We start from the raw sequence: 18,636 nt of genomic DNA on the forward strand, positions 1-18,636 counted from the left end.
TTCACGACACGCGGGCGAACAAGCGGGTTGACGGATTGAACCTACCACCGATGATTTCGGCCAAGGCCTTGGGCGCGATGCCCCAGTTTGTGCTTGAGGCCGCAGGGGAAAGGCGCCTGTTGCGTGCTTTTGACTCGGCCGATCTTCCTGTTCACTTCATTGAGGAAAGAGGCGGTTACATCTCGGAGCATGCCTTGGCGACCTTTGTGCACGAAGCCGCACGATCCGCGGGACAACAAAACATCGGATTGTTGTGGTCACCGTATCTCACCGTCGCTGATTACGGCGCCTGGGGGAGCTACGTTCTTTCTGCTCCAACGCTGGGGGCAGCGCTAATACGAGCTTCTGCCGTCATGCCATTTCATTCGTCCGCGGATCGCGCGTGGCTTGAAACTTCGGGCACTAGCGCGCGTTACTGTTATCGTTTTGGACTTCGCTCGCATTTCGCGTATCCGGACATCGGTTTCTCGGCCGTTGGGGTTTTTCTGAGCATATTCCGCGCGTATTTAGGAAACGACTGGAAGCCATCGGCCGTGCTCTTGGACTTCCCGAAGGTTCCTGGATTTGTCGAGGCAGAAGACACCTACGCTTGTCCTGTAATCTGGAACGCCACCCGGCTTGGGGTTGAGTTTGATGCATCGACTTTGCGAGCCGAAGCCACGCCCAAAAAACTTAGCGGCGGCTCGACAACTGTCGGAGATATTTCTCGTGAACGATTGGGCGGCCCCCCCCAAACACTTCGAGGACAAGTCGAAGAGGTGGTTTGGCAACAACTTCATCGGGAGGAAATGTCGATTGATGCCACCGCGCGTTCGCTCGATCTTGGCGTTCGCACACTACAACGGAAGTTAGCAAGCGAAGGGGTTCGTTTTCGCGAAATCGTCAACGATGTTAGGGTAGCAAGGGCCGAGGAACTCCTCACAGATACGCGCGAGACAGTCTCCGGTATCTCCTCCATGCTAGGATATGAAACCGCAAACAACTTCAGCCGCGCATTCAGGAAGGTGACGGGGCTGACGCCCTCTGACTATCGCAAGATGAACTCCAGTCATACTTGAATGGTCGTCTGCAAAAGCAAGCCGTTGGCGTCTGCATTGCTCACAAATTTAAGTTAAGGTTGGATGCGACGAGTAACCGCGTCCAGCCCGAGTAGGGCGGGAAGCTAACCTAGTTCGATCACTTTTTACGTTTTCTTTTAGGATCCAGAAACAGTGTGCGTTGGAACAATGACAAAGTTACAGAGTATTTGCTTGCGGAGGTGGTTTTATCAGATGCCCCGCGTCGATTACCCTGGGATAGGATCAACGCGGGGCTGTAGGAAAGTGCTAGGTAATCAAAATGATGCCCGCACTCACTACGGGAAGCATTTTGATATTTCGATGCTTGATTTATTTATGTATCCAATTTGAATATTTGATAGTTCCAACTGCTTCAAAAGTCAGAGCGTGCAATGCGAACACCCCTCGAGGTAGAGAGCTTTGATCGCGAGTTTCCCGAGCACCTTCTCAAAATTGGTTAGTGGCTTATATCTGTTGGTCCATTTTTTGGATCTATTCCAAGCAGTTACTTAAAAAGAACCCACGTGATGAAAAATACTTCTGTACATGCATAGACGAGCATATGTAGTTCTGTTTTCGGCGCAGCCTTTAGTCTTTTCCAGACACGAACCAAAGAAATTAACGAAAAAACCCACGGTCGTTAAAGGGATGGAAGACGACCGTGGGTAGCAGTTAGGGGTATGATGTGTACGAAACCATCATGAATTTGGATCAAAACTCCCACAAAAGCTTTGTATTTTGAAAGAAGAGCTTACGAGTTTTTTCAGGCTATAGGCGTTCACTGACGCTCCCCTGTGCTTTTCGAGGAGCTGTTTGCGGAAAACGCTTTCACACTTGAAATGAATTCACATCGCGATATTTGACTGCGTTGCGTCGAGATTAGCTTTACGACGCTTTTTCTTTTTGGGAGGACTACATGAAACATGCTGCCATTTTTGCCGCCGTGGCAATCTCCGCTTATGCAACTGTTGCCGCTGCTAAAGACCCGGTTCCGGCAAGTAGCGACAACTTCGAGATTTACAGTGAGGTTGAAGGCTGGACGGTTTATGCTGACAACGACTCTGGTACATGCCTGATAGAAAAAGTCTTCGAGAGCGGGAACGTCATGCAAATGGGTCTAACCAAAAACCAAAAACACGGTTACTTGGGAGTATTCACGCAAGCTGACATCGACATCAAAAACCGTCAAAAAATAGAAATAGCAATTGACGACTTCGTGTATGAAGGTCGTGCAAAAGGCATAAAAAGCAAGAAGCTAGCGGATGACTACTCTGGTGGCTATATCGTTGTAAAGGACGCAAATATGGCGACTGCCGTGGCCGAAGGACAGACCTTGATCGCATTTCCAAAGAAGTCCGCAAATTTCATTGTGGACCTAACCGGTACGAAGAAGGCTATGGAAGAAGGTCGCAAGTGCAACCTTGCACTTGCCAGCTAACTTAGGCCGCTACTCAACCCCAAAAAGTTGAGTTGCCTTTTTGTCAAACCCTTACGTGGCCCCGCAGTTTGTGGGGTCATTTGTTCTTCGTTTTTGTCTCTTCACCTCAAGCTTCAAGCTTATGGTTATCCAGCCCGAACTGGCGCGGGTGTTGTCTGGAAAACGACGATTTTTGGTTTATCCAAGTGAGTGGCTAGACCGAGTGCTACCTTCAAACAAGGCAACGCGGTTTTTTATTGCCCGTGTCTGCTTTGTGTCCGCGCAGCAGTCGCTCAGGAAAACTTGCCGACTGACCGCTTCGAGCCCAGAGCGGCGAATGCTGTCTTTGACATCAACGTCTGCGATGCGCGAAAAGCGGGCATGGCGTATCTGCTGAGCATTCGGCTTGGCGAGATGGAACCGAGTTCGCCTGGACAAAGGAGGCTTTGACCGCATGATTTGAAACACAGAGTTCCGCAAACTGCAGAAACTGGTCCTATCGGGACGGAGACTGGATGACCTCGTGATGCAAAGTCGATGCACCTCACCGGGTGACTTCTCAGCGGACTTCCAGAAGGCATCCCGTAACCAACGCCATTGTGGTGCGGTTCGTTCGACCCCGGAGAGAACCATGAGCCCGATGCGACCTAATTCTGCCCTTGAAATCGAAACCGCAGAAAACGGACTTTGCAAAGTCGAGAATAAAGGCCCGTTGTGGACGTTCCATCGCTGTCCTGGGGTTTCCTGGTATCGGTCGGGTGGCCGTTGTTACAGTATGTTTAGAAGCTTCGAATACCCAGCGTTCAAAACAAGCGCCGCAAGTGTCCCTGTTATCGTCGCCGGTATACCCTGCTTCCAAGTATCGAACACTAGATGGCAGAATATCGCTCCGACAGATGTGCAGAGCAACGCAAGTGCTCCTAGCGGCCCGATCCACGACGATTGAAACCAGATGGCAATTGCCCCGAAAAGTTCCCCGCATCCGACGAGGAACATGATCTGCCTGTTGAGGCCGTAGCTTTCGAACATGCCCAACTGGATTTCAAAGACCTTCTTTTGCCACCCAAAAATCTTGATGGATGAAGCAAAGAGAAAAAATGCAGATAGAAGACTGATGGCGATGTTCAGGAGCAATGCTAGTCCTTCCGGTTTGATTTCTTGTAGGCTGCCGGAGATACGCCCGTCCATTTACGAAATGCTCTGGAGAAGGCGGTTGGGTCGGCATAGCCAAGCCTTTGCGCTGTCTCGCCGACGGATTTATTGTCTTTTGCCAGCAGGCGTTCGGCTTCTTCCTGCTTAATGCGCGCGATTACTTGGGACGCCGTTTGACCGTAAGGTTCCAGCCGGTTGTTCAGTGTTTCCTGATGAAAGCCGCAAAGGTCCGCAAGGTCATTCACACCAAATCCTGAATCCGCAAGATGGACCCTGATCAGACCTTCCAGTCCCGCAAGGAAATCCTGCGGGGCCGCCAGATCCTCATCCATAACCCTGTAGTCTGGAGGGTTTTCCAGTGCCTCTGGTCGTAACCTGTAATTTAACCAGCTGGAGGGAAACCTGATCGAAAAACCTTGAGGATTGCACTTGATTGCCCGAACGCCGTGAAACTGACCGGGCAGCGCATCCGGGTCACTGACGCGAAGAATGACCTGGTTGGGGTCCCACCTGAAATCCAGGACACGGTGCAACAGGGATATCCATATACTTGTCAGAAACGCATCGGTTTGGCTGGGCGAAACCGAAATCTGGAAGTTCCTTTTGGCACTGAAATACGCGTGCTCTCCTTCGACAAAGAGGGATTGTGTAACGGCATTGGATTCCTTGGAAACCGCTTGAGTGTATCTGGTAAAAAAGTCTCCCAATGTAAGGGCTTCTGCCAGCATATCGCCGAGCGGGAGAAATTTGACAAGGTCAACGGATTGCCCGACCCGTGCGCAAAAATCCGGTGAAGTGGCTTCTGCCACGGCCTGATAGATCTGGTAGACGGTATCGTGGCGCAGGAAATTCTTCGGGTCCATTACCTGCGCTTCGTTCAACCCCAGAGGATCAAGAACAAACGCGGGTTCGACCCCTACGCTGCGAAGCGCTGCGACAACCGGACCCGCAACTGAAGCCCTGACGAGTGGCAGCGACTGATCCGTGTTATTACCAAGTCTTCTTGTCATCTCTTCTCCAGAAATTCGCAATATTCCCGAGTGTAGGAAATTCCCACAAAAAAATTATGAAACCTTGCAGTTTCCCAAAACTATTTTTCTAGAACCGGAAATCTGTCAGGCATCAAGTTATTCGAATTCTATAATGACTCCTAATTGTGCCTTTTGCGATTCTTGATGATAGGAGCCCTGATGAACGGATGTCTGATGCGCATACTTGTGCCCGCAGTACTGGCTGCGAGTCATCTGTTTCCAACTCATGCCGCTTCACAGGAAGAAAGTTTCCCGATCCTTTTCACAAATGTTCATGTCTTTGACGGGGTGAACGAGGCGCGGATCGAGAACGCAAGTGTTTTGGTCGTCGACAACCTGATCGCGGAGGTCTCGACTGAGCCGCTTGCCGTCGCCAATGCGCAAATCATCGACGGCGGTGGGCGCACACTGATGCCCGGACTGATCGATGGCCACAACCATATCATGATGCCAGCGGCCCCTAATCAGGCGGTGAACGGCTGGCACTGGGGATATCTCAGTGCTGTCGTGGGCCGCGAGGCGGAGAAAATGCTCCTGCGCGGTTTTACCACGCTGCGAGATACAGGGGGCCCAGCCTACGGCATCGCCAGAGCAGTTGACGAGGGTATTCTTCCGGGCCCGCGGATCTATCCCAGCGGTCACTTCATCAGTCAGACATCCGGCCACACGGATTTCCGGTCGTTCAACGAAAGCCATACGCGTGACAGAAGCAGCCGCAATGCCTTTGAAAGTGAGTTTGGTTTCATGGCAGACGGCCGGAGCGAAGTTCTCGCATACACCCGAGAAACGTTGCGCCGGGGGGCGACGCAGATCAAGATCAGCGTAGGTGGCGGGGTCGCCTCCGCCTTTGATCCTCTGGACACGGCGCAATTCACCTTCGATGAAATCAGAGCCGCCGTCGATGCGGCCGAGGACTGGAACACCTACGTCTTGGCGCATGCCTATACGGACCGCTCCGTTCTGCGCGCTGTGGAGGCCGGCGTTCGCAGTATCGACCATGGGACGTTGATCTCGGAACTGGACACCATGATCGCGATGCGGGACGCGGGTGTGATCTACAACCCTCAGGCCGTGGCCTTTACGCCAACTCCCGAGAGCGTGGCGTCGCTCCCGCCCGAAACCGTTGCAAAATCACGCCCGGTCGTCGAAGGGCTCGACAGGTCAATGCGTCTGGCAAAAGAAAGCGGCGTGACGATCACCTTCGGAACGGACGTCTTCGGCTCGCCCGAGGCCTTGGCCCGGCAGAACGAAGAATTTGAACTCAGAAAGCAATGGTTCACGTCGCATGAGATCCTGGTCCAGGCCACGTCAAACACCGCGAAACTGGTGGCAATGTCAGGTCCTCGAAATCCTTACACGGACGGACCGCTGGGCGTGATCGAAGCCGGTGCTTATGCAGACTTACTTCTGGTTGAAGGCAATCCGGTGGAAGATGCCGGACTACTGGTCGACTACACAAATAACATAGATCTGATCATGAAAGACGGCGTGATCTACAAGAACACACTCGACTGAGTGTCGCGTGGGGTGAAGGAACCTCGGCACCCCGCGCACAAACTATTTTGTCTAAGGGAGAGAGAAACATGAATGCATCAAAACGGTTATTGGCGGCCGCAAGTGTGGTTGCCTTCTCGGCGTCCGCGTCATTTGCACAGGATACCCTACCGCAAACCCTGTTCACCAACGTCCATGTCTTTGACGGAGTAAATGAGGCGCGGATCGAGAACGCCAGCGTTCTGGTTGAAGGCAACTTGATCAAAGAAGTGTCCACCGAGGCAATCGACGCGCCGGGCGCGACGGTTGTGGATGGAGGTGGTCGCACATTGATGCCGGGGTTGATTGATGCGCATGTGCACATGGCGATCACGGAGCCGGTTGCGGATCTCAGGGACAATTTTGATTGGATGTACTGGGGGGCCGTTTCCACGATCGAAGCAGAAAAGATGCTGTTGCGCGGCTTTACTTCCGTCCGTGATGCGGGTGGGCCGGCGATGGGGCTTCAAAAAGCCATCGACCGGGGTAAAGCAATTGGCCCCCGTATTTACCCGTCCGGGCCAGTGATCTCACAGACGTCCGGGCATGGTGAACATCGGCACTACACAGAACCGCACCCAAACTTCGAAGGGGCGTCGCCGTCGTTTTTTAATCAGCACGTAGAGTTTCTTGCCGACGGTGTTCCAGAAGTTCTGCGCGCGACGCGGGAAGCACTGCGTCTGGGCGCATCGCAAATTAAGGTCATGGCTGGCGGAGGTGTGTCTTCCAGCGTAGACCCATTACATACGGTTCAATTCTTACCGGAAGAACTGGAAGCTGCTGTCAAAGCTGCGGCAGATTGGGATACCTACGTTCTGGTGCACGTCTACAACGACGAGAGCATTCTGCGGTCCATCGAGGCAGGTGTGCAGAGCATCGATCATGCACAATTGATGACCGAGGTGTCGGCGCAGGCGATCAAGGACGCAGATGTTTGGGTTGTGCCATTCTTCTCGCTTCTGGGGCTGGATGCCGAAACAGTCTCCAAGGCGCTTGGCCCGTTGGCAGCGCCCAAGTTCCTTGAGGTTCAGGGCGGAGCGAGAAACCAGATGCGGTTGCTGAAAGAATTCGGGATCGAAAAAGTCGCCTTTTCAACCGACATTATTGGGGATCCTGTGGCTCTCACCAAACAGAACGATGAGTTCAAGTACCGTCTCGAACAATGGTCATCCTACGAAGTTCTAATGCAAGCAACTTCAAAAGCCGGTGAATTGTTGGCCCTGTCAGGTAAACTCAACCCCTATCCCGAAGGCCCGCTCGGTGTGATTGCAGAAGGTGCGTATGCCGACATTCTACTGATCGATGGCAACCCGGTCGAGGATGCCCTGATCATGACGGATTACGAGAACAATTTCGATCTGATCATGAAAGACGGCGTGATCTACAAAAATACACTCGATTGAGTGTCGCGCGGGGTGAATGTACCTCGGCATCCCGCGCACCCCTGTAGCCCAAAAAAAAGAATGAGCCAATGAAACGACTACTCTTGTCCGCACTTGCATATGCGTTGATTTTCACGACCGCCGTGAGCGCCGAAGAAACTCGCAGCCGATACTACCTGGGAATCGGAGAACCGTCTCCTGAAGCCTGGCAGATCATGATCGAGAATCCCACCGACCGGGGAAAGGGCATGGGGGCCGCGCTCGAAGCAATGGGTGGCGAGATGATTAGCTACTTCTGGGGCATGGCCGACGGTCGAAACTACGTTACCGTGCGGCTGCCAGATGATCCTGCCATGGTGCAGGCAATGTACGCAGCCCGCCTAAGCAAGGGCGTCCTAAAAAACTACACCTTCATCGAGTTGATGACGAGCGCAGACATGGTCGAGGCGCTGAAACGGGTGCCGGAGTTTTCGACACCGGCCGAGTAGTATTGGCCATAGAGAGGAACCGTGAATTGTGGGCTTCGGGTCAAAGTAAATTTGAATGAACAATACTAGATAATCTAAAAGGGAGAGCTTCACCATGCAAAACAGACGCGCATTTCTTAAAACAGCAGGTGCCGCGGCTGCCCTGTCAGCTACCTGCGGAAAAATGACATGGGCCAGCGAATACAGCCCGGTTTGGGAGTCCAGCGACAAGGCGGCTCAATTCCTAAAGGATATTGTTGCCATAGACTCGCTGAACGCGAACTTTGAGCAAACCGCCACACGACCCGAGATGTGGGACGAGTATTACACCAGAGCCCTCGAAGCGGGTATCACGGCGACGGGTGTTACAACCGCGCAAGGCATCAACGACTTCGACACATTCGCTCGTGAAACCAGCTACAACCTCCGCAAAATCGATGCGGACGATCGGTTTATGGTGGTGCGTAAGGCAGGTGATATCCGGCGGGCCCATGAAGAAGGAAAATATGGCTTCTTCTGGAACTCGCAATCAGCGGAGATTCTCAACAACCAGCCGGACATCTACATGCCCGTGGCAAAGTCGATGGGACTTGGCACAATGGGCTTGGCCTACAACGAGCGTCAGCGTGCGGGTGATGGGAATTTTGTCCTGAACCCAGGGCCAATCTCGGCCTATGGCAAGACAGTCGTCGACGCGATGCAAAGGCATGGAGTGCTCGTCGACACGTCACATGCCAGCGAACCCACCGCACTTAGTACCATCGAATATGCAAAACAAATGCGTCCCGACTTACCTGTAATCGAAACGCACTCTTCCGTGCACGCTCTCTACTCTGGCTATCCTGAGGGAGAAATCCGCCTGCGGACAAGTTCCGATGAGCGGATTCAAGCGGTTGCAGATACCGGAGGTGTGGTTAGCCTTTGTATGTTGCCTTTCATAATGATCAGCCCGCAGACAGAGCTCACTCGTCCTCAGGACGTTGTCGACCGAATTGACTACATGCGGGATTTGACAAGCATCGACAACGTTGGACTCAGCTCCGACGACGGTTTTGACTGGTCTAAGATTTATGAGTTTGGGAAGTCAAATCCAGAACAATTCGACGACGGCGGACTCAGTGCAGCGGTAAACAAATTGGCCACAACTGGCATCGGGGAAGCCGCGAAAATCTATGCGGCCATTATCGATGAAATGTGGTTGCGCGGGTACTCTGACGAGGACGTCAAGAAAGTAATGGGAGGCAACTTCACGCGCATCTTCGAGCAGGTTTGGGGGTAGTCGACAAGAAAAGCGAGACATGACTTCCCATCGCTTGATAAGGCTGGTCGGGTTATTACTCACCCGACTGGCTTTTGCGTTTTTGCTTGTGCTCTTTGCGCAGTCCGCTCTCGCACATAAGTTCGAGTTGGGCGATGCACAGTTGTCCATTGAAGGCGACAGCTATCAGATTGCCGTAAGCGCCGACTTGATCGAGGCTTTCGAGCGCCACTTAGACTTGAACGGATCAGATCGATTTCTTGTTGAGCAGGTGCGCGGGCTGGATCTCGGCACAATCGAAACCACGCTGTCAGAAATACGTGCAGCAGTCGCCGAAGAGACGCTCATACGGTTCGACGGCAATACGGCCGAATTGCGGGCAATGTCCTTTCCATCTCCGCGCGATATCCGTGCTGTTCTCGACAGACCACCGGACAGCACTGAATACCGCTTGGTTTTCGTCGGTTATGGTGACGCTCCGCAAGGTGCCAGCGCAGTAAGTATCAAAATGTCGCCTTTACTTGGGGATATGCGGCTTGAAGTGTCGGTCCCAAGTGTCACGCTGCTGCAGGCTGGACGAACCAGCCAGGCACTGAACCTTATTGGGACCCAAGAAACAACACTGAGCTCAACACTGGCCGACTTCTTGTATTTCACATGGCAGGGGGTCATTCACATCGTCCCTTACGGGCTGGATCACATCTTGTTCGTACTCTGCCTGTTCCTATTTGCGCATACGGTCCGCGACCTGATCTGGCAGGTCACGGCTTTTACCGTCGCGCACTCGGTGACACTGACCCTCGGCTGGCTAGGCTTCGTTGATTTGCCAACAGGGTTCTTTGAACCTTTAATTGCCTTGTCCATTGTATATGCCGCTGTTGAAAACATATTGCGCAACAAACCAGGCGGTGCCCGCTTCACTCTAATATTCTTCTTTGGTCTGCTCCATGGGTTCGGTTTTGCGTCAGTTCTAGAGGAGATTAGCCCATCAGGCGGCCATTGGTTGACCCGGCTAATTGGCTTCAATGTAGGCGTTGAGATTGGCCAGTTGGTTGTCATAGCGGCAGCCTTTCTGGCTGTTGGACTTTGGCGCAAGGAACCGTGGTACAGATCGCTCATCGTGGTACCGGCGAGTTTTGTCATCGCTTTGGTAGGCGCCTTCTGGACTGTCGAGCGGGCTCTTGCAGCGTTGACATAAGACGTGAGCATCAAGTCTATGGTTTTTGATTGTCCGCTATCTTGTCGGAAGCCGTCTCCCTGCCAATGCGAACCAAAGGCTGCATTGTCCGAAAAGCTGGAACTGCAAAGTTCGGTTTTGAAGGTCAGGTTCGGGCTGATAATCTCGTTGGTGGCCAAGTCTGGTTCGGGCACCTCCACGCTTTAGTACGGACGCCTTGATATTGATCAAGCTGACATCGGGTTGAGTGTCTAGGTTGCTTGCGACACGGTACTCAATCCAATCCCTGAGATTAGCAATGACGCCTTCCGTTCCACCTTGGGTTCGTCCAGTTGCAATCGTCGCAGCATTCTTCGGTCTATTGACCATTTTTTCAGGAGGCACGGCACTATTTGGGGGTGCCGCTGCTAAAGCAGCAATTGGAGATGCGGTTCCAATAGTGCTTTGGTTCAATTTCCTGGCTGGATTCGTCTATTTGCTTGGTGCATTCGCAATCTATAATTTCACAATCTGGGCACATCGAATTGCCTGGCTGATTGGCCTATTTACACTATTGGTGTTCGTTGTCCTGACAATATTGGCTCTTACTGGAACGCCATTTGAATGGCGAACCGTCGGTGCAATGACCATACGCACTGGCTTCTGGTTAGCGATAGCCATCTCGCTCTCCAGGACAGCATGAGCCAGTCCAACGACGTCGCGCTCATGCCAATATTGCTTGGCGAGACAGTCATTTTGATTGAGATCAAGGGCTGAAGCGAACAGTTTTGGCATAGTTGGTGCGCTTTTTGGGTCGATTTGCAGGAGGATCGGAATGACTGCGCTGATTGCCTACGGTACTGTTGAAGGCCAAACGGCCAAAATTGCGCATTTTATCAACGATGTAACCAGAGAAGCCGGCTACAAAACGAAGCTGATCAACACCGGCGATCAAGCACGTCAAGTGTCTCTGACAGGTGTGGACAGGGTCATCCTTGCAGCTCCTGTCCATGAACGCCGGCACCCCAAGCTATTCGAGGCGTTTGTTCAATCGCAAAAGGATGCGTTTGCGTCCCGGAAGTCGCTGGTGCTTTCTGTTAGTCTTAAGGCTGCTTTCGCAAGAGGTCAGGAGGACGCCCGGGACTATCTAACCGAAATGCTGTTGCGCACGCATTTTCAGCCTGACGAGACTGCTTTGGTCGCGGGCGCTGTGCGGCCTGATAACTATGGGTATTTTGAGGAAGACATCGTTCAGCACGTTGTCCTAAAGGATCAAAAAATCGATCCAAGGGATGGCGCCCAAGAGTTCACCGATTGGGGTGCCTTGAGGGAAACCGTGGTGACATTCTTAAACAAATGATCCCGACCGGAGTCTATTTCTGCCCTTCTTCATTAATCTTACCCACGGACGTGGCCGACCTGTTGCGCGTTAGACTGAAGCCGACGCGAATGCGGTCTGCACGGCAGGCTGGTCGGAGAGTGCGTTGTTCGATGCTATCCAGGTCTGCGGTGTCTTTAATCTCGTGAATCGCTTCATAGAAGGAACAGGTGTCCAAAGTCCTGGCAACGATCCAAGGCAAGCGGATGAGGCCACATTAAACCGATACCGCAGTGACACCTTCTACACCGATTTTGGACGGGAGAATGGCCTCGACATTCCTTGAATTGATGTTGTTTTAACTTTCGAACAGTGACGAAAAACTGGTCCAACAAGAAGTCAGAAGCGTCCTTCGCTCTCGGGGTTGTCCCATTCGTCGGATCAAGTCGGCGCCTTCAGTTATATTGGTGGATCTATGTTCAAGCCTCGATGATTCGTCCGGCTTTTCGTAGATAACCCATTTTCTGATAAGGTTTGGAGACTTGTGGGCTTTGTAAGGGGGGAGAGTTGCTTAAGTTTGACGCTGAGACAACGAGATTACTTGAAATTGCCTATCAGGGAGCTGAGTTGACACGGCGAAGACAGGCTTCATTTGATGCGCTGCGCCCGGCTCCTGGTGAGACTATTTTGGATGTCGGTTGTGGCAACGGGATGTTAACAGCGGAGTTGGCCCGCGCAGTTGGCTCGGATGGCTATGTCATCGGGATCGACCCAAGCAAGGATATGACAGCAGCTGCAAAAGAACGATGCAGCGACTACGCAAACGTGGAGTTTCGTGCAGGTGCCGCAAATAGCTTGCCCATTGAGGATGAGAGTGCTGACAAGGCCGTCTCGGTACAGGTCTTTGAGTATATCGAAGACGTAGACGGTGCACTGGATGACACGCTGCGGTGCGTCAAGCCCGGCGGGCGGCTTGTCATCAGCGATCTGCACTTTGGCAGCTTGATCTGGTTCAGCGAAGAGCCCGACAGAATGCAAAAGATGCTGACATCCTGGAACCAGCACTTTGTGAGTGGTTCCGTCCCGGAAAGACTGCCTGCACTGATAAAAGCGCGTGGCGACCATGTGGAAGATGTCGTGTCGTTCACAATGACGGATCACCAGCTAAAGCCCGATGGCCTCGCAATCATGATGATGCACCTTATCAAGCAATACGCTGTCGCAAATGACCATGTTGATCCCGCTGTTGCGCAATCGTGGTTTGACGAACAGCTTAGCCTTGCAAAAGTTGGACGCTTCTTTTTTTCGATGACCCAATTTATCGTCGTGGCGCGTAAAAGGGGTTGATAGACCGAAATGACTTGGCCTCGGTTCTTCCGCTGGCTCGCTGAAAGGTACAGTTCAAGAGCCCCCCTCAGGTATCGTTGTCGTCGTGATTGGTGCTGCAATCTTTTGTCCGAACTTAATTGTCGCCGTTGAAGCCCCAATGAAGGGCCAGACGCGCAGCCATTGATCAGGCGTTCGAACGACCGCAGCGATAGACGTAATGCACAGAAGGTCTCGTGTTGGTGCTAACTCTATGGCTACAACACAGGTACGTGGCTGTCACTTCCAGCTTGCAGCTGCCTTTGGTGTGATCCAATCGCCATATCCGGCCGATTGTCACCAAATGTCGTCAGAACCTTCCCGGATACAGATTCATCATGCTCTGCACGTCCAGTTCACTCGAAAACGCGTCCGGATTACTCCAGATCACCTCGTTAATATAGTCGCGTTCCGAGTGAAGATCGTTGGCTGTAGGCCGTGATTCCCGGTTTTCGGGGAGGCCTCTCTTTGTCCAACCGAACAGTCCACCAAATACGGTCCAGATGCTGGGTGACATTGTATGGGAAGCCATCTCGTGGTCCTTTCCGACTTACTTGCGCTGTCGCAACAAGAGTAACTGTTCACCCGTTTTTCTGGTATCCAGCACAAAATTGTGCTGTTCTACAAAAATGAAGAACGGGTTCCGAAACTGGTCGGATATTCGCGTGTTCCTCTCTGTTTTCAGAGAAGGATCGACGCTTGCAGCCTCCAAAAAGCTACAGGTCTCCCAACCAACGGTTGCCCGGCGCATTGATGTTCTCGAAAAAGAAACAGGCTTGACGCTGTTTGAGCGCGGTACGCACGGGTTCAAACCGACCCGAGAAGCCCTTCGCCTCGTTCCCCTCGCCGAAGCAATCGAGGCTTCAGTCCTCGAATTTACCGACTGCGCGAAAGAATTGACGTCGACACAACCCATCCGTATTACCGCTTATTCGGCAAACTTCTCAGCACGCATGATCGAAATCGTAAACGCGTTTTCCGCCGACAATCAGGATGTCGCATTCGAGTTTTTGTCCAGCGTTCGGGCGCTGGACCTGATGGCCGGGGAGGCAGACATTGCGTTGCGCCTTGCGAGAACCGATCCTGATCCTGACCTGATCTGCCGGAAGATTAGCACGGCACGCTGGTCTTTGTTCGGCAGCAAAAACTACGCGGACAAATTTGGCCTGCCGGGGTCAACAAATGATCTGGCCGGGCATCAGTTTGTTACCTTTCAGCGGGATGATGTACCGAATGTTTTCCACGAATGGTTGACCAATCACGTGGCACCAGAACAGATCGTCATGTCTTTCACTGAACTGGAGCTAATGCATGCGGCGATCAGATCAGGGCAAGGTCTTGGGATCAGCAATGTCAAGCTGGTTGAAGCAGACATGTCTTTTCTCCGATGCTTCGACGAAATCCCCGAACTTGCTGTGCCGCACCTAATGCTCATTTCACCGGAAGCCTATCGTCGGCCAGAGGTTAGAGGCTTCGTTAAGTTCTTCGCACCTCGATACGCTGCAATCTACAAGTAGTGATCGAGTAAAAAAGAACTGATGCTATACTTTGTGAAACGCGGACAAGCTCTTTTGCATTTAAACGAGTTCAGCGGACAAAGAGAGCGCCGGTTTAAACCATTCCTCTCCGCACAGGGGTTTCAGGACGTCTCAATCGGAAGGCTTTGATCGGCGCTCCACTCAGCCCAGGAACCATCATAGAGGCGCGACTTGTCGAACCCCATGTGGCGAAGCGCAAGGAGACCGCAAGAGGCTGCAATACCGCGACCGCAATACGCGATAACCTCGTCGTCGGTTTGAATTCCCTTGTCCTGATAGTGCTGAAGGAGGCGGAGGCGATCCGCCAACCTGAATGAGCCTCGTTCCTTTAGTTTTGCTGCCCGCTCAGCAATAGGTGTGTGTGCCAAATCCGGATCGATGTTCGATATCGCCGGTATGTTAACTGCACCGGGGATATGTCCCGAGCGACCTCCCCATGTGTGAACACCGTCGCCTCGGAACAGGTCGTTTGGCAGAAAGTCCACAACTCTGACCTCAGGCTTACCTATCGCGTCCAGAACGTCAGTTTTGCTGGCAATCCAATTGCCCTGCACCTTGGGAGCGAAGTCGCCAGGCTCAACGGATGGATCACCGGCTTCAACCGCTCGACCTTCCAGTTTCCATTGCTGCAAGCCGCCGTCCAAAACCTGTATATTTTCATGACCATAGTACGAAAGCGCCCACCAAAGACGTGCAGAAGCCAAGGGCAGCCCAGAGTCATCGTAAACCACGACATGACTGTCATTGGATACACCCAACTCGCGCATCTTTTTCCCGAAATCCTCTGGTCTGAGCATCATATCGGGAATGTTCTGTGTGCTGTCCGCAAGCTCCGTCGACATACCAACATACACAGCGCCAGAAATGTGCTCGGCTTGGAACTCGCTCCTGTCGTCGTAGGCCACACCCTTGCCGTTTTCCTCCCTAAACTTCCAGCGAACATCAATGATGCGCAGTTTCGGGTCGGTCAGGTTATCTGCCAACCAAGTCGTATCAATGAGTGGGCGAGTATGTGTTGCCATCCCTACGTTCTCCTCTAACCGGACGTCGGTCGAGCCGTATGGAATAATCCTCAAAATTGGCTTCGGAGTCCAATTTTGGAAGATCGGGATCTGGCGGAGCCACTATGGTCGGAATTAGATTTCGATGAACGCATTGCCTATCGGAAGCAATTTAAGCTGAAATTACGGCACCTTGTTAAGTCGATTTCCTTTGACTCACTCATAGTTAAGCATGCTCATATAGCTCGCTGACGGACAGGTTTGGAACAGACAGTGGAAGGTTTGGATGCTCGAAGATCGGTACGGAAGCCCGCTAACGACAACATCACAAACCGCACGTGACGCCCATGTTGAAGGCATCGACCGTTTCCTCGGCGCCTTTGACGATGTCGAAGGGGCATACCGTGCCGCATTGCACGCAGATGACAGTTTCGCAATGCCCCATGTTGGCCTTGCGCGCTATCTCGTTACTGTCGGGCGCGGACAAGATGCAAAGCGCGAAATAGCCGCCGCAAAGGAACTGTCGCATGGCGTCAGCCCGCGAGAAGCCGCCCAGATCGACATTATCAGCGATCTCATTGAGGGGCGTGCACCGCAGGCCTATAGGCGCATTCGAGATCACGTCGCAGACCATCCGCGAGATATTTTGCTGGCTCAGACATGTACCAGCGTATTTGGCTTAATCGGATTTTCAGGTCAGGCAGGACGCGAGGCAGAGCAGCTTGCGTACTCCACACCGCGGCGCTCCACCTCATCGCCCACACTATGTTGGCGTCTTCTAGCTACCACCCTTAGTCTCCGCTGTGACAAAAATTGATTTTCCTGAGCCTGAGCGACGCCGATTATGAGTGATCAGATCTTGGGCGAACGTAGAACTATGGATTCAATAGATCAGGATGGATAGTCTTCGGTGTAGGGGAGAACGGGAGTGGAACGCCGCCTTACCACTATCTTGAGTATTGACGTCGTGGGCTACTCGCGACTGATGGAACGCGATGAGGCAGCGACGCTGGCTGCACTAAAGTCGCATCGGTTGGAACTCATTGACCCCTTTGCAGCGAGTTTTGTTGGCAAGACGATCAAGTTGATGGGTGATGGTGCGCTGCTGGAGTTCGAAAGCACCGTACAAGCAATGAAATTTGCCGTTTCTGTTCAAAACGAAATGATATCTCGAAATTCGGACGTTCTAGAAAGCGAAAGAATTGTGTTTAGGATCGGCATAAACATCGGAGATGTGATTGCCGAGGATGGAGACATTTATGGTGATGGCGTCAACGTCGCTGCCCGCCTTGAAGGTTTGGCCGAGCCCGGAGGCATTTGCATTCACCGCAGCGTAAGGGACCAGGTGCAGGACAAGCTGGATCTGAATTTCAAGGATCTGGGTGAGACCGAAGTCAAAAACATAGAGAGACCAGTCCGAGCCTTCGAAGTCGTTCTGGATGACAAGGCCAAGGCTTTGGCGATATCCGAGCCAGTTGCGCATACGAAATCACAGATATCCAAGTGGGCGCCAACTCTGGTCGGTGCGGTATGCATCTGTTTGGTGTTGGCTGCGGCCATTTGGTGGCGATCAAGAGATGTGGTGCCCCTGACCGACCAAGAGGAGTTGGCGCTTGCCATCCCGGACGAACCTTCCATTGTCGTTTTACCATTTAAGAACCGCTCAACAGTTGAAGAGGTCGGCTATATGGCAGAAGGTTTTGGAACAGCAATAACGACGCAGCTTTCGAAGTTTCCACAGCTATTTGTGATTGCCGGTTCGACTTCGATTACCTTTGCGGACAGCTTGGTCAAACCGCGAGAAATTGGTCGAGAGCTCGGTGTGCGATATGTTCTGTCAGGTAGCGCTCAGAGCGTTGGCGAGAATATTTCGATTAACGCAACACTTATAGAGACAGAGTCGGGGCACGCTCTATGGTCGGAACAATATGACGTTGGGATCGAAGAATTGTTTGTGGCACAGGCCGACCTTGTTAGGGAAATCGTATCAACCCTGAAAATAGTAGTAGAAGAAGAGGAAATCGCGTCGTTGAAGAAACGACCGACTGATGACCCACAAGCATATGAACTTTTTCTGAAAGCTGTCGCGAAGAGCAAGCTGTTGAACACTGCAAGTCGGCAACAGGCAATTGACCTGCTGGAGCGAGCTATAGTTCTCGATCCAGACTACCTTTCTGCCCATATCGAACTGAGCGGTCGCTATCTTAGCCTCTGGCGCTTTGGAGGTTCAGACGATCCAGAGACTGCGCTGAACAACGCTCGTCAGCACACCGAGCGCGCGTTAGAACTGGATCAAACTGACTATCGCGTTCAACATCGCTTGGGACAGCTACATTTATTTGCAGACCACGATCACCAACTCGCATACGAGGCGTTTCAGCGCGCAACTCGGGAGAACCCAAATGACCCGGAGGTCTTGTATGACATGGGCTTTTTGCGCTCGCTTATGGGTGAGCCAGCCGAAGCGATTGAGTGGAACATCAAGGCAAAGAGGGTCAACCCGCGTTATCCCGGCTGGTACAATTTTAATGCTGCACTTTCTCATTTCCTAATCAGGGACTACGAACAGGCAACTCTGCTGGCAAAAACCGGTATCTCAACCTATCCAAAGTCGCTTCCTCCGCGCCGCATCTTGGTCGCAACACTCGCAGAAATGGGACGTCTAGAAGATGCACAGGTTGAAGCAAAGAAATTGCTCGAAATCAGACCGGACTTCCGTGTTTCTGCACACAGAAACACACCCTTTATGCATACTGAGGACCAGAATCGGTATTTCGGTGCAATGATTGCAGGTGGGTTGCCTGAATAGCAAAGTTTTCAGTAACCTGAATACTGTCGTCATGCGCAGTGATCAATAATTGAATTGATCCCAGAGAATGGCAATTCGAGCCTCATCTGTCGAATGTAGCGAGTTTCACTAATGACAACGAAGCGCGGAAAGCGGAAGTTAGCAGCGGGTT

The 18,636-nt window shown here is 52.4% G+C and carries 16 protein-coding genes; 12 read left to right on the plus strand and 4 right to left on the minus strand.

What is annotated here, in order from left to right; genetic code table 11:
• Positions 1-35: 35 nt before the first annotated feature.
• Positions 36-1,058 carry a helix-turn-helix domain-containing protein gene (locus AC2FFP_RS20155; RefSeq protein ID WP_496881411.1) on the plus strand — a complete coding sequence of 341 codons (1,023 nt, stop codon included), beginning with the start codon at positions 36-38 and terminating at the stop codon, positions 1,056-1,058.
• 916 nt (positions 1,059-1,974) lie between these two features.
• On the plus strand, positions 1,975-2,496 hold the full coding sequence (locus AC2FFP_RS20160) for a hypothetical protein (protein ID WP_010443845.1): 522 nt from the start codon (positions 1,975-1,977) through the stop codon (positions 2,494-2,496).
• A gap of 747 nt (positions 2,497-3,243) precedes the next feature.
• Here the strand turns inward: AC2FFP_RS20160 and AC2FFP_RS20165 are convergent.
• Positions 3,244-3,663, minus strand: coding sequence for a DoxX family protein (locus AC2FFP_RS20165; RefSeq protein ID WP_496881412.1), 420 nt, complete (start codon positions 3,661-3,663; stop codon positions 3,244-3,246).
• Positions 3,612-4,637, minus strand: a complete 1,026-nt coding sequence (locus AC2FFP_RS20170) for a helix-turn-helix domain-containing protein (protein ID WP_496881413.1) — start codon at positions 4,635-4,637, stop codon at positions 3,612-3,614. Before AC2FFP_RS20170 ends, AC2FFP_RS20165 begins: the two co-directional genes overlap by 52 nt.
• A gap of 180 nt (positions 4,638-4,817) precedes the next feature.
• Between AC2FFP_RS20170 and AC2FFP_RS20175 the strand changes: the two genes are divergently transcribed.
• The 9 genes from AC2FFP_RS20175 (at position 4,818) to AC2FFP_RS20215 (ending at position 14,654) form a co-directional block, all read left to right on the plus strand.
• A complete protein-coding gene (locus tag AC2FFP_RS20175; protein ID WP_496881414.1) occupies positions 4,818-6,173 on the plus strand; it encodes a metal-dependent hydrolase family protein in 1,356 nt (451 codons plus the stop codon).
• Between the two features lie 68 nt (positions 6,174-6,241).
• Positions 6,242-7,594: a metal-dependent hydrolase family protein gene (locus tag AC2FFP_RS20180; RefSeq protein WP_496881415.1), complete on the plus strand. Its 1,353-nt coding sequence runs from the start codon at positions 6,242-6,244 to the stop codon at positions 7,592-7,594.
• A gap of 68 nt (positions 7,595-7,662) precedes the next feature.
• Entirely contained in the window at positions 7,663-8,061 is a 399-nt protein-coding gene (locus AC2FFP_RS20185; RefSeq protein ID WP_496881416.1) for a hypothetical protein, read from the plus strand.
• A 94-nt stretch (positions 8,062-8,155) separates the two neighbouring features.
• Positions 8,156-9,319: a membrane dipeptidase gene (locus tag AC2FFP_RS20190; RefSeq protein ID WP_050605735.1), complete on the plus strand. Its 1,164-nt coding sequence runs from the start codon at positions 8,156-8,158 to the stop codon at positions 9,317-9,319.
• 19 nt (positions 9,320-9,338) lie between these two features.
• Positions 9,339-10,496, plus strand: coding sequence for a HupE/UreJ family protein (locus AC2FFP_RS20195; RefSeq protein WP_496881417.1), 1,158 nt, complete (start codon positions 9,339-9,341; stop codon positions 10,494-10,496).
• 277 nt (positions 10,497-10,773) lie between these two features.
• Positions 10,774-11,157 (plus strand): hypothetical protein, encoded by a 384-nt coding sequence (locus AC2FFP_RS20200; protein WP_496881418.1) that lies wholly within the window; start codon positions 10,774-10,776, stop codon positions 11,155-11,157.
• A gap of 132 nt (positions 11,158-11,289) precedes the next feature.
• Entirely contained in the window at positions 11,290-11,814 is a 525-nt protein-coding gene (locus tag AC2FFP_RS20205; RefSeq protein WP_496881419.1) for a flavodoxin domain-containing protein, read from the plus strand.
• Between the two features lie 525 nt (positions 11,815-12,339).
• Positions 12,340-13,119: a methyltransferase domain-containing protein gene (locus AC2FFP_RS20210; protein WP_496881420.1), complete on the plus strand. Its 780-nt coding sequence runs from the start codon at positions 12,340-12,342 to the stop codon at positions 13,117-13,119.
• 521 nt (positions 13,120-13,640) lie between these two features.
• Entirely contained in the window at positions 13,641-14,654 is a 1,014-nt protein-coding gene (locus tag AC2FFP_RS20215; RefSeq protein ID WP_496881421.1) for a LysR family transcriptional regulator, read from the plus strand.
• A gap of 122 nt (positions 14,655-14,776) precedes the next feature.
• Here AC2FFP_RS20215 and AC2FFP_RS20220 read toward each other — a convergent pair whose 3' ends face one another.
• Together AC2FFP_RS20220 and AC2FFP_RS20225 are read right to left on the minus strand one after the other, a co-directional pair.
• Positions 14,777-15,697, minus strand: a complete 921-nt coding sequence (locus AC2FFP_RS20220; protein ID WP_496881422.1) for a sulfurtransferase — start codon at positions 15,695-15,697, stop codon at positions 14,777-14,779.
• A 304-nt stretch (positions 15,698-16,001) separates the two neighbouring features.
• On the minus strand, positions 16,002-16,310 hold the full coding sequence (locus tag AC2FFP_RS20225; RefSeq protein WP_496881423.1) for a hypothetical protein: 309 nt from the start codon (positions 16,308-16,310) through the stop codon (positions 16,002-16,004).
• 294 nt (positions 16,311-16,604) lie between these two features.
• Between AC2FFP_RS20225 and AC2FFP_RS20230 the strand changes: the two genes are divergently transcribed.
• Positions 16,605-18,485, plus strand: coding sequence for an adenylate/guanylate cyclase domain-containing protein (locus tag AC2FFP_RS20230; RefSeq protein ID WP_496881424.1), 1,881 nt, complete (start codon positions 16,605-16,607; stop codon positions 18,483-18,485).
• The last annotated feature ends 151 nt before the right edge of the window (positions 18,486-18,636 follow it).

It is taken from the genome of Ruegeria sp. YTSC004 (assembly GCF_059609805.1).

What these genes read in the sequence shown, in the direction of transcription:
- AC2FFP_RS20160 (WP_010443845.1), top strand. Translation starts at nt 1,975, where the DNA reads ATGAAACATGCTGCCATTTTTGCCGCCGTGGCAATCTCCGCTTATGCA.
- AC2FFP_RS20165 (WP_496881412.1), bottom strand. Translation starts at nt 3,663, where the DNA reads ATGGACGGGCGTATCTCCGGCAGCCTACAAGAAATCAAACCGGAAGGA.
- AC2FFP_RS20170 (WP_496881413.1), bottom strand. Translation starts at nt 4,637, where the DNA reads ATGACAAGAAGACTTGGTAATAACACGGATCAGTCGCTGCCACTCGTC.
- AC2FFP_RS20175 (WP_496881414.1), top strand. Translation starts at nt 4,818, where the DNA reads ATGAACGGATGTCTGATGCGCATACTTGTGCCCGCAGTACTGGCTGCG.
- AC2FFP_RS20180 (WP_496881415.1), top strand. Translation starts at nt 6,242, where the DNA reads ATGAATGCATCAAAACGGTTATTGGCGGCCGCAAGTGTGGTTGCCTTC.
- AC2FFP_RS20185 (WP_496881416.1), top strand. Translation starts at nt 7,663, where the DNA reads ATGAAACGACTACTCTTGTCCGCACTTGCATATGCGTTGATTTTCACG.
- AC2FFP_RS20190 (WP_050605735.1), top strand. Translation starts at nt 8,156, where the DNA reads ATGCAAAACAGACGCGCATTTCTTAAAACAGCAGGTGCCGCGGCTGCC.
- AC2FFP_RS20195 (WP_496881417.1), top strand. Translation starts at nt 9,339, where the DNA reads ATGACTTCCCATCGCTTGATAAGGCTGGTCGGGTTATTACTCACCCGA.
- AC2FFP_RS20200 (WP_496881418.1), top strand. Translation starts at nt 10,774, where the DNA reads ATGACGCCTTCCGTTCCACCTTGGGTTCGTCCAGTTGCAATCGTCGCA.
- AC2FFP_RS20205 (WP_496881419.1), top strand. Translation starts at nt 11,290, where the DNA reads ATGACTGCGCTGATTGCCTACGGTACTGTTGAAGGCCAAACGGCCAAA.
- AC2FFP_RS20215 (WP_496881421.1), top strand. Translation starts at nt 13,641, where the DNA reads ATGCTGGGTGACATTGTATGGGAAGCCATCTCGTGGTCCTTTCCGACT.
- AC2FFP_RS20220 (WP_496881422.1), bottom strand. Translation starts at nt 15,697, where the DNA reads ATGGCAACACATACTCGCCCACTCATTGATACGACTTGGTTGGCAGAT.
- AC2FFP_RS20225 (WP_496881423.1), bottom strand. Translation starts at nt 16,310, where the DNA reads ATGGTCTGCGACGTGATCTCGAATGCGCCTATAGGCCTGCGGTGCACG.